Below are 10050 nucleotides of genomic sequence, written 5' to 3'. Positions count from 1 at the left end.
CTAGCTCCGCGCGGGCGCCACTTCGAGCGGCGTGCGCTGCCGGTCGACCGACACCACGTCGGGATGCGCCGGATCCTGGACCAGATGCAGGGTGGCGCCCGGCACCGCGAGGCGGGGCAGCAGCAACTCGTCGACCAGCGTGCGCAGCACCACGGTCGGCACCGGCGACGTCGGCGGCATCTGCAGCGTGAATTCCAGCGCGACCATGCACTGGCCCTGGCTGCCCGGGCTGGTGAGCTGGTGTTCGGAGCGCCGCACCTGCGCGACCACGCCGTGCGTGGCCACACCGGCAAAACCCAGGCGCTCGCCGATGCGCCGCTCCTGCGTGTACTTGCGCTGCTCGCGCGTGGCCGTGACGACCACCGCGACGCCCGCCAGCAGCGCCCCGCCCATCATCACGGCGAAGACGCTCCAGAGGATCTGTTCCCAGACGGCCATTGAAGCTCAGACCTTGACGGTCATCGCCTTGGCGGCAAAGGCCAGGCCGCCGCTGGCGATCTTCATGCCGATGTTCGCGACCTTGAGCATCTTTCCCTCGATCTCGGTCGCCGAGTTCTGCGAGCGGAACACCGCCACGTCGAGCCGTATGCCCGAGAACTGCGAGTTGAGGATGTAGTTCTGCTGGCGCAGCCCCCACAGATCGAGTGCCAGTCCGACCGCCGAGAAACGCGCCCCCACGCCGCCCGCGCGGTACCAGCGCCAGTCGTTGCTCTTGGCGTAGTTGTTGATGTAGGTCTTCGAGTTGTTCGTGTAGTCGTTCGTGATGTTCTTGTAGACCTTGGACGTCGTGTTGTAGACGTTGGTGTTGATCACGTGCTGCGTCGTGTTGTGGATGTGGTTCGTGGTGTTGAAGGTCACGTCCGGCGAGGTGTGGACCGTGGGGCCGGTCACCGTGGTGTTGGACGGACCGTTGACGTGCACGGTGTTCGACGTGTGGATGGTGTCGTTGCGGCCCGCGCTCACGAAGCGGATTTCCTGCCCGTCGATGGTGCCGTTGAAGCCGCCGCTGATGGCGAGCGTCACGCCGCCGGAGATGGTGTCGTTGAGCCCGCCGCCGAGCGTGCGCGTCTTGCCGCCCGTGATGCGCTGCGTCACGCCGCCGCTCACGGTTTCGCTGAAGCCGCCGGTCACGTCGCGCGTGTCGCCGCCGGTGATGGTCTCTGTCGCGCCTGCTGTGATGTCGCGCGTTTCGCCGTCCTGGTAGGTGGCCGACTCGTGGCCCTTGATGAGGGTGGTGCGTGTGCCGTCGGTGGTGTGGGTTTCGTCGGCTTCCACTTCGACGTCGAGGTTGCGCTCGGCGTGCAGCAGGATCTGCTCGGCGCCCGCGCGGTCTTCGAAGCGAAGCATGTTGGCCTGGTTGGCTGCACCGCCGGTGCTGGAGCGCGTGAGGATGCCGCTGGCCGTGGCGTTCGCGGGCAGCTCCCAGGGCGGCATCTGGTCGCTGTTGTAGACGCGGCCGGTGATGATGGGGCGGTCGGGCTGGCCGCCGATGAAATCGACGATCACTTCCTGGCCCACGCGCGGCATGTGTAGGGTGCCGTAGTTGGCGCCGGCCCAGTTGCTCGACACGCGCACCCAGCACGAGCTGTTCTCGTCCGACTGGCCATAGCGGTCCCAGCGGAACTGCAGCTTCACGCGGCCGAAGCGGTCGGTCCAGATCTCTTCGGGACCGACCACGGTGGCGGTCTGCGGGCCGTTGGTGCGCGGGCGCGGCGTGGTGCGCGCGGGGCGATAGGGCACGCCCGAGGGCAGCACGGTGAAGTCGAACTCGCACACCGATTCGCTGCTGCCGCCGCTCGAGTATTCGGGCTCGCGCAGGTCGTAGCGCGTTTCGGTGACGAGGTACTCGCGGTTGTCGGCCTCGCGCGGGCAGTGCGTCATCTCGAACAGGTGGCCCGGCGCCATGCCGACCACGTTGGTGTGGCCCGAGGCCAGCTCGTGCGCGCACTGCAGCTCCTGCAGACGGATCTTCGCGTAGGCATCGCCTTGCTGGTGCTCACTGTAGCCGCCGAGCCATTCATAGACTTCGTAGGTCGCGTGGTCGTGGCCCTTGGGGTCTTGCTGCACGCTTTGCAGCGAGGCGCGCGACTTGCGAAAGTCGAAGTCGTCGAGCATCACGCGGCCCGAGGTGATCTGCTCGGCCACGCGCCAGCGGTCGATGCAGGGCTCCAGCGCATTCACCACGCGGTCGCGCGGGCGGTAGGGAATGCGGGCGTGGCCCGGCAGCTTGGCGTAGCCGCCCGCGTCGTCGGCCAGCACCAGCAGGTGCGAGCCGTTGCTATGCTCGAAGTGGTAGGCGATGCCTTCGTGCTCCATGAGGCGGCTCACGAAGGCGAAGTCGCTCTCCTGGTACTGCACGCAGTACTCCCACGGGCGGTAGCTGCCGGTGAGGCGCTTCTCGAACTGGAAGCCGTACTTGCCCAGCACCGCGTCGAGCACCTCGGGCACGCTCTGGTTCTGGAAGATGCGGCAGTCGGTGGTGCGCGTGAGGTACCACAGCCACGGCTGCACGAGCGCGCGGTAGATGTAGTGGCGGCCGGTTTCGTTGGCGCGCCCGACCAGCTCGAAGCGCACCACGGTGCCGTTGAGGTAGCGCGGCGCCCCGTCGTCGGCAATGGCCAGCGTGAGCGAGGTGCCGAGCAGGCGCTTCAAATCGAGGTTGAAGCTGGTGCTGACCATGTCGACCTCGAACTCGAAGAGTTGCGAGAGTCCTTCGTGCCCCCGCATCGCGCGGAACTTGAGCTGCTCGGTGCTCAGGACGGTATGGACTTGAACGGTACGCGGCATTCGGCACTTCCCTGACCCCTCGGGCTTTCACGGATGCGAAGCCTCTGCGGAATGGTCCTGGACAGTATGAAAACGCCGCGTGTCACATCCATGACGCGCCCCATGCAAAAAGGCCGTCGAAACGGCCTTTTGAGAAGAGAAAACGCCCGGCAGCGCCGGGAGTGATTCAAACGTTTTACATCGACGCTTCGAGCATCGCCTTGTAGTCGTCGCGCGTGGCCAGCCGCGGGTTGGTCTTATGGCAATGGTCGGCCATGGCGCCGTCGATGATCTGCTCGAACATCGCGGGCGTCACACCCACTTCGGCCAGGCCGGCGGGCAGGCCGAGGCGCGCGTTCATGTCGCGGATCGCATCGCCGAGGTCACCGGCCGAATCCAGGTGCATGGCCTGCGCCATGCGCTGCAGGCGCTGTTCTTTCTGCACCGACTCGGCGCCCGAGTTGAAGTGGATCACCGCCGGCAGGAAGAGGGCGTTGAGCGTGCCGTGGTGCAGGCGCGGATCGACGCCGCCCAGGCTGTGGCTCAGCGAGTGCACGCAGCCCAGGCCCTTCTGGAAGGCCATGGCGCCCTGCATCGACGCGCTCATGAGGTTCAGCCGCGCCTCGCGGTCGCTGCCGTCTTTGGTCGCGCGTTCGATGTGGCTCCACGCGCGCTCCAGGCCGTCGAGGCCGATGCCGTCGGCCGGCGGATTGAAGGCGGCCGACATGAAGGTTTCCATGCAGTGCGCAATGGCGTCCATGCCGGTGGCGGCCGTGAGCCGGGGCGGCAGGCCGAGCGTGAGCTCGGGGTCGCAGATGGCGGCCTTGGGCATGAGGAACCAGCTGTGGAAGCCCAGCTTGCGGTGGTCGTCGACGATGACGATGGCGCCGCGCGCCACTTCGCTGCCGGTGCCGCTGGTGGTGGGCACGGCAATGAGCGGCACCGCGCGCTCGGTGATCTTGGGCGAGCCGCCTTCGATGGTGGCGTAGGTCTTGAGCGGGCCTTCGTGCGTGGCGGCGATGGCCACGCCCTTGGCGCAGTCGATGGCCGAGCCGCCGCCCACGGCGATGAGGCCGTCGCAGCGGCCGCTGCGGTAGAGCTCGACGGCAGCGCGCACCGCGGCCTCGGTCGGGTTGGAAGGCGTCTGGTCGAACACCGAGACCTCGAGATCGGCGATGGCATCGAGCGCCTTCTGCAGCACGCCGGCCGCGCGCACGCCGGCGTCGGTGACGATCAGGGGGCGGTTGATGCCGATGCGTGCGCACTCGCTCGACAGGAGCTTGATGGCGCCGAATTCGAACTGGATCTGGGTGAGGTATTGGATGAGGGCCATGAGGGGGAACGCCCGAGGGCAGTACGATTGCTGACCGTTCGAATCTAACAAGAGGGGACATTCTTGCCCACCAACAAAACCCTTGCGTCTGTCGCCCTCGGCACAGTGCTGCTGGCGCTCGGCGCCGCAGCCCAGTCCGCCTGCCTCAGCGACACCCAGGTGGCCGACTTCGCCGCCGCGCAGGCGGCACGCACGCCCGCCGCCGACATCGAGAACCTCAACGAGGCCGACGCCGCCTGCACGCGCGCCAAGCTGAACGTGCTGCATGCGCGCAACCTGGGCGAGGTGGTCGGCTACAAGGCCGGCCTCACCAACCCCGCGGTGCAGAAACGCTTCAACTACGACCAGCCAGTGTGGGGCGTGCTTTACCAGCGCATGCTGCTCGACAGCGGCGCGGTGGTCGACGCGGCCTTCGGCGCACGGCCGCTGTTCGAGGCCGACATGCTGGTGCGCGTGAAGAGCGCCGACATCCACAAGGCCAAGACGCCGGCCGAGGTGCTGGCCAACATCGACCAGCTGATTCCCTTCATCGAGCTGCCCGACCTCGCGGTGCAGACGCCGTCGAAGCTCAACGGCCCGGGCGTGGCGGCGATCAACGTCGGCGCGCGGCTCGGCGTGCGCGGCCTGCCGGTCGATGTGCCGGCGACGGCCGACGGCCAGTCCTGGATGCTCGAGAGCCTGCGCGACATGCGCGTGGTCATGAAGGACGGGCAGGGCAAGGAGCTGGCCACCGGCAAGGGCTCGGACATCCTCGAGCATCCACTCAATGCCGTGGTGTGGCTGGCCGGCGCGCTGGCCAAGGAAGGCATCGCGCTGAAGCCGGGCGACCTGATCAGCCTGGGCTCGTTCTCGCCGCTGCTGCCGCCCAAGGCCGGGCTGACGGTGGTGGTGAGCTACGAGGGGCTGTCGCGCATGCAACCGGTGGTGGTGTCTTTCAAGTGAGCACCGCGACCACAACACCGAACCGCCTCACGCAGCCCGCACTCACCCCGAAGATGGCCGGCGTGGTCGAGCGCATGGGGCGCGCGGGCCATCCGCCACTCGACCGCCTCACGCCCGACGAAGCCAAGGCCTCGTATGAAAAAGGCGCGGGCGTGCTCGAGGTGCCCAAGCCCGAGCTGGCGCGCATCGAAGACTTCCACATCGCCGCGCGCGATGGCCACGCGATTCCCGCGCGGCTGTATGCGCCGTCGGCCGAGGTGCTGCCGGTGCTCGTGTACTTCCACGGCGGCGGCTTCACGGTCGGCAACATCCGCACGCACGACACGCTGTGCCGGGTGCTGAGCCAGAAAAGCGGCTGCGCGGTGGTGTCGGTCGACTACCGGCTCGCGCCCGCGCACAAGTTTCCGACCGCATCGAACGATGCCTGGGACGCGTTCCAGTTCGTTGCCACGCAAGGCGCCAGCCTCGGCCTCGACGGCGCGCGCCTCGCCGTGGGTGGCGACAGCGCCGGCGGCACGCTGGCGGCCGTGTGCGCCATCCTGGCGCGCGATGCCGGCCTGCCGGTGGCGCTGCAGCTGCTCATCTACCCCGGCATGGCCGCGCACCAGGACACCGATTCGCACCGGCGCCATGTCGACGGCCCGCTGCTGACCAAGGCCATGATCGACTTCTTCTTCGGCCAGTACGTGAACACGCCCGCCGACCGCGAGGACTGGCGCTTTGCGCCCTTGCTGGCCGACGACGTCGACGGCGTGGCGCCGGCCTGGATCGGGCTGGCCGAGGCCGACCCCGTGGTGGACGAAGGCATCGCCTACGCCGACAAGCTGCGCGCCGCGGACGTGGCGGTCGACCTGGAAATCTACCGTGGCGTGATCCACGAATTCATCAAGATGGGCCGGGCGATTCCCGAAGCGCTGCAAGCGCAGAACGACGCGGCCCGCGCACTGAAAGAGGCATTGACCCCATGAGCGACCACACCAACGACACCCCCGTCCGCGAGGACTTCCGTTTCTTCCACCGCCTGCGCGTGCGCTGGGCCGAAGTGGACATGCAGAAGATCGTCTTCAACGCGCACTACCTGATGTACTTCGACACCGCCATCAGCGACTACTGGCGCGCCATGGCGCTGCCTTATGAAGAGGCCATGCTGTCGCTGGGCGGCGACCTGTACGTGCGCAAGGCGACCATCGACTTCCGCGCCTCGGCGCGCATGGACGACATGATCGACGTGGGCATGAAGTGCCAACGCATCGGCAACTCGTCGATCGTGTTCCAGGGCGGGCTGTTTCGCCAGGACCAGTTCCTGGTCGGCTGCGAACTCGTCTACGTGTTCGCCGACCCGGCCACGCAGACCTCGAAGGCGGTGCCCGCGGCGCTGCGCGAAACGCTGATGGCCTTCGAGGCCGGCGAGCCGATGCGCACCGTCGAGACCGGCGACTGGGCCACGCTCGGCGAAGGCGCGAGCGCGCTGCGCCGCGCCGTGTTCATCGAGGAGCAGAACATTCCGATGGAGCTGGAATGGGACGCGCACGACGCGGTCGTGCTGCATGCGGTGGCGCGCAACCGCATCGGGCAGGTCATCGGCACGGGCCGGCTGCTGGCGGCCGAGGACGGCGTGTCGCACATCGGGCGCATGGCGGTGCACCGCACCTTGCGCAGCGGCGGCCATGGCGCGGCCGTGGTGCAGGCGCTGGAAGACGCGGCCCGCGCACGCGGCGACCGCGAGGTGGCGCTCAACGCGCAGCGCAGCGCCGAGCGCTTCTATGCGCGGCTCGGTTACGCGGTGCACGGTCAGCCTTTCGAGGAAGCCGGCATTCCGCACATCGAGATGCGGCGCGCGCTGCGCTGAGCCGAGCACCCTCGATCAGTAGCGGGCTGGCGGGTCCGGCACGTAGCCCGGGTCCGAGCCCGGGAACGGCGACGGGCCCGACGGGCGCGGCCAGCGCTGCGGCATCGGAATGACGCCCGCGGCGACCAGGTTTTCGCGGCTGTCGTAGCGGATGCGGATCACCTCGTCGGGCAGCGAACTGGCGCGCTCGAAGGTCGTCTTGCCGACGTACGAGGTTTCACGCCGTCCGTGGGCCGTGCCCAGGCTCGGGCTGGGCGCCGACTGGCGGGCCATGGCGCCGGCCGACGACTCCGCGGCCATGTCGGCGCTGCCGGCGGGAGGAGCCGCCTTGGCGCGTGCATCGCCCCTCGAGGACGGTGCCTCGCTGCGCCGTTCGCGATCGAGGCCGCCGTTGTATTCGTCGCGCGACGGATACGGCGTCACGACCGGCGGTGGCGGTTCCGGCCGGCGCTCGCGGAACATCGCGACGCCGATCACGCCCACGTCGTCGGGGCGGCCCGTGCGGCTCGCGTAGGAATTGCCTGCGGCGGCGAACTCGAAGGCCGCGATCTGCGAATCGCTCTTGCGCCAGCCGGTGATATCGCTGCGTTCGCGCGGGCCGAACACATAGCCGTTCTGGCCGACGCCGGCGGTTTCGCCGGTGACGACGTTGACGCCGTCCACCGACATCACGGCCATGACGCGTTCGCCCATCGCGTTGCGCGCCCGGATCGCATAGCGCGCGCCGGGCCGGCCGGCTACCCAGTACTCGCCGCGGTGGCGGTAGATCGGCAGCTCGGCGCCGTTCGTGCGGTCGACGATGCTGATGTTCATCAGCCCGCCGATGCGGCTGGCGCTGGAGGGGTACGGCCGGACCGGGCTTTCTGCTGCCGCCGACAGCGCGGTCAGGGCCAGGACGGTGGTGAGGAGAAGTCTGCGCTGCATCATGGTGGCTTCCTTGCCAGGAGTGGATCGATGCAGGCTTCTACGGCGGGGCCTCGCGAACGGGGTTAAGCGTCGCGCAAAAAAATGGCGCTGTCGTGAGACAGCGCCAAGCGCCCCTGGAAACAAAACAGGGACGCAGGGGGAATCAGATGTCTTCGAGCAGCGGGTACGGCAGCGGATCGATCGACAGCACCGGCCCGTCGGGCGTGCCGGCGTGCAGGCCGCCGGCCTCGAGCGCGGCGATCTGGATGGAGATGAGCGCCGACCAGCCGCCATCGGGCGCGGGTGCGGCCTGCGCCACGGTGCCCACGGGCTGTTCGGCGTCGTTGGCGGCAAACACCTCCTGGCCCGCGGCCAGCGGCGCGTCGGTCTGCGCGATGTAGGTGCGGCGCTTGAGCGTGCCGCGGAACTGGCTGCGCGCCACGATCTCCTGGCCGGGGTAGCAGCCCTTCTTGAAGTTCACGCCCCCCACCGACTCGTAGTTGATCATCTGCGGCACGAAGGCCTCGATGACTGGCGTGGTCAGCGTGACGATGCCGCTGCGCACCTCGCTCCACGGCCACAGGGCGGCGTCGAGCGTTGGGCCCACGGGCGCCTTCTGGCCGGCCGGGGCGATCCACAGCGCGCGCGGCACGCCGTCGGCCGGATAGAGCGACACCACGCTGATGTCTTCGCCGATGGCCGTGCGGCGCCCGGGCGGCAGGGCCGCGTCGAGGCCGTTGGCGGTCAGGGCGGTGCCGGCCAGGCCGTGCAGCGCGAACTGCTCGGTGGCGTCGCTGAGCTTGACCTTGGCGCGCAGCACGTACATCGACAGGCGCTTGAGCGTGGCCGCCAAAATGTCGCGGCTGCACACCAGCAGGATGAGTTCGGGTTGCGGCCGGATGCCGATGAAGCTGGCGATCACGCGGCCCTTGGCCGTGCAAAGCGCCGCCAGGCGGGCCTCGGTGGCGCCGAGCAGAGAAAAATCCTGTGTGAGCTGGCCGTGCAAAAAGCTGGCGGCATCGGGGCCTTCGGCGCGAATCACGCCGAGGTGGGGCAGGGTGCTCACCCCGTTGAGAACGACTGTGGTCATCGCTGAATTATCATGGCCGTGCCTGTTCCTTCGGGGCGGCAGGGATTCCCCGTCGCAGCGATGGGGCCGGTCTTTCCCGCGGGTCTGTGTCCATTGTCTGGCAGGCCCTTTTTCTTCCTCCGTCTTTTCCTCGGATTCGTGCGCAGCTTCTTCCTCACGCTCTTCCTGCTCGTGGCCCTGGCCGTTCTGGCGCTCGGCGGCGCCGGTCTCTGGTGGGTGCACCAGCCGCTCAAGTTGCCGACGCCCAGCGTCGACCTGTCCGTGGAGCCCGGCACCACGCCGCGCGGCATCGCCCAGGCCGTGGCCGACGCGGGTGCCGACGTGCAGCCGCAGCTGCTGTACTGGTGGTTCCGCATCTCGGGGCAAGACCGCCAGATGCGCGCCGGAAGTTACGAACTGGAACGCGGCGTCACGCCCAAGCTGCTGCTCAACATCCTGGTACGCGGCGAAGAAGCCACGCGCAGCGTGGTGCTGGTCGAAGGCTGGAACATCCGCCAGGTGCGCGCCGCGCTCGCCAAGGCCGAGCAGCTCAAGCCCGAAAGCGCGGGCATGACCGAAGACGCGCTCATGGCCGCGCTGGGCAAGCCCGGCCTGCACCCCGAAGGCCGCTTCTTCCCGGACACCTACACCTACTCGAAGGGCTCGACCGACATCGCGCTGCTGCAACGCGCCATGCGGGCCATGGACAAGAAGCTCGAGGCCGCCTGGGCAGCCCGCGCGGCCGATTTGCCCCTCAAGTCGGCCGATGAGGTGCTTATTTTGGCCAGCATTGTCGAAAAGGAGACAGGCAAGGCCAACGACCGTGCGGAGATTGCCGCCGTCTTCACCAACCGGCTGCGCGTCGGCATGCCGCTGCAGACCGACCCGACCGTGATCTACGGCATGGGCGCCGCCTTCGACGGCAACCTGCGCAAGCGCGACCTGCAGACCGATACACCCTGGAACACCTACACCCGCGGCGGCCTGCCGCCCACGCCGATCGCCATGCCCGGCAAGGCCGCGCTGCTGGCGGCCGTGCAGCCGGCGCAGAGCAAGTCGCTGTATTTCGTCTCGCGCGGCGACGGCACGAGCCAGTTCAGCAGCTCGCTCGACGACCACAACCGCGCGGTCAACCGCTACCAGCGCGGCGGCGGCAGCCCTCAACCCAAGGCGACCCAATGAGTT

Annotated in this window: 9 protein-coding genes; 4 read left to right on the top strand and 5 right to left on the bottom strand. The window is 68.6% G+C overall.

Annotation, left to right across the window (positions count from 1 at the left end):
• The 3 genes from CY658_RS18135 to CY658_RS18125 form a co-directional block, all read right to left on the bottom strand.
• Positions 1 to 438 (bottom strand): hypothetical protein, encoded by a 438-nt coding sequence (locus CY658_RS18135; RefSeq protein WP_101491534.1) that lies wholly within the window; start codon positions 436 to 438, stop codon positions 1 to 3.
• A gap of 6 nt (positions 439 to 444) precedes the next feature.
• Positions 445 to 2787, bottom strand: a complete 2343-nt coding sequence (locus CY658_RS18130) for a type VI secretion system Vgr family protein (RefSeq protein ID WP_101491533.1) — start codon at positions 2785 to 2787, stop codon at positions 445 to 447.
• Between the two features lie 175 nt (positions 2788 to 2962).
• Positions 2963 to 4099 (bottom strand): iron-containing alcohol dehydrogenase, encoded by a 1137-nt coding sequence (locus tag CY658_RS18125; RefSeq protein ID WP_101491532.1) that lies wholly within the window; start codon positions 4097 to 4099, stop codon positions 2963 to 2965.
• A 63-nt stretch (positions 4100 to 4162) separates the two neighbouring features.
• On the opposite strand from CY658_RS18125, the gene CY658_RS18120 reads away from it, so the two are divergent.
• From CY658_RS18120 to CY658_RS18110, 3 genes are read left to right on the top strand one after another with little or no spacing between them, the layout of a single operon-like run.
• The gene (locus CY658_RS18120) at positions 4163 to 5041 is read left to right on the top strand and encodes a 2-keto-4-pentenoate hydratase (RefSeq protein ID WP_101491531.1); all 879 of its coding nucleotides are present in this window, start codon (positions 4163 to 4165) and stop codon (positions 5039 to 5041) included.
• 53 nt (positions 5042 to 5094) lie between these two features.
• Positions 5095 to 6009, top strand: a complete 915-nt coding sequence (locus CY658_RS18115; protein WP_101491905.1) for an alpha/beta hydrolase — start codon at positions 5095 to 5097, stop codon at positions 6007 to 6009.
• Positions 6006 to 6890, top strand: coding sequence for a YbgC/FadM family acyl-CoA thioesterase (locus tag CY658_RS18110; RefSeq protein ID WP_101491530.1), 885 nt, complete (start codon positions 6006 to 6008; stop codon positions 6888 to 6890). The genes CY658_RS18115 and CY658_RS18110 overlap by 4 nt, the downstream gene beginning before the upstream one ends.
• Positions 6891 to 6905: 15 nt before the next feature.
• Here the strand turns inward: CY658_RS18110 and CY658_RS18105 are convergent, their stop codons facing one another.
• The gene (locus CY658_RS18105) at positions 6906 to 7814 is read right to left on the bottom strand and encodes a hypothetical protein (RefSeq protein WP_101491904.1); all 909 of its coding nucleotides are present in this window, start codon (positions 7812 to 7814) and stop codon (positions 6906 to 6908) included.
• Between the two features lie 145 nt (positions 7815 to 7959).
• On the bottom strand, positions 7960 to 8886 hold the full coding sequence (gene ygfZ, locus CY658_RS18100; protein ID WP_101491529.1) for a CAF17-like 4Fe-4S cluster assembly/insertion protein YgfZ: 927 nt from the start codon (positions 8884 to 8886) through the stop codon (positions 7960 to 7962).
• A 138-nt stretch (positions 8887 to 9024) separates the two neighbouring features.
• On the opposite strand from ygfZ, the gene mltG reads away from it, so the two are divergent.
• Positions 9025 to 10047 carry an endolytic transglycosylase MltG gene (gene mltG, locus CY658_RS18095; protein ID WP_101491528.1) on the top strand — a complete coding sequence of 341 codons (1023 nt, stop codon included), beginning with the start codon at positions 9025 to 9027 and terminating at the stop codon, positions 10045 to 10047.
• Positions 10048 to 10050 lie beyond the last annotated feature (3 nt).

Origin of the sequence: Variovorax sp. RO1 (assembly GCF_002849325.1) — a bacterium.
In the GTDB taxonomy this organism is placed as follows: Bacteria; Pseudomonadota; Gammaproteobacteria; order Burkholderiales; family Burkholderiaceae_C; genus Variovorax.
Note: the sequence above shows the minus strand (reverse complement) of the source record. Positions and strands in the feature narration are given on the sequence as shown.

What these genes read in the sequence shown, in the direction of transcription:
- CY658_RS18110 (WP_101491530.1), top strand. Translation starts at nt 6,006, where the DNA reads ATGAGCGACCACACCAACGACACCCCCGTCCGCGAGGACTTCCGTTTC.
- CY658_RS18105 (WP_101491904.1), bottom strand. Translation starts at nt 7,814, where the DNA reads ATGCAGCGCAGACTTCTCCTCACCACCGTCCTGGCCCTGACCGCGCTG.
- CY658_RS18115 (WP_101491905.1), top strand. Translation starts at nt 5,095, where the DNA reads ATGGCCGGCGTGGTCGAGCGCATGGGGCGCGCGGGCCATCCGCCACTC.
- CY658_RS18135 (WP_101491534.1), bottom strand. Translation starts at nt 438, where the DNA reads ATGGCCGTCTGGGAACAGATCCTCTGGAGCGTCTTCGCCGTGATGATG.
- CY658_RS18130 (WP_101491533.1), bottom strand. Translation starts at nt 2,787, where the DNA reads ATGCCGCGTACCGTTCAAGTCCATACCGTCCTGAGCACCGAGCAGCTC.
- ygfZ (WP_101491529.1), bottom strand. Translation starts at nt 8,886, where the DNA reads ATGACCACAGTCGTTCTCAACGGGGTGAGCACCCTGCCCCACCTCGGC.
- CY658_RS18125 (WP_101491532.1), bottom strand. Translation starts at nt 4,099, where the DNA reads ATGGCCCTCATCCAATACCTCACCCAGATCCAGTTCGAATTCGGCGCC.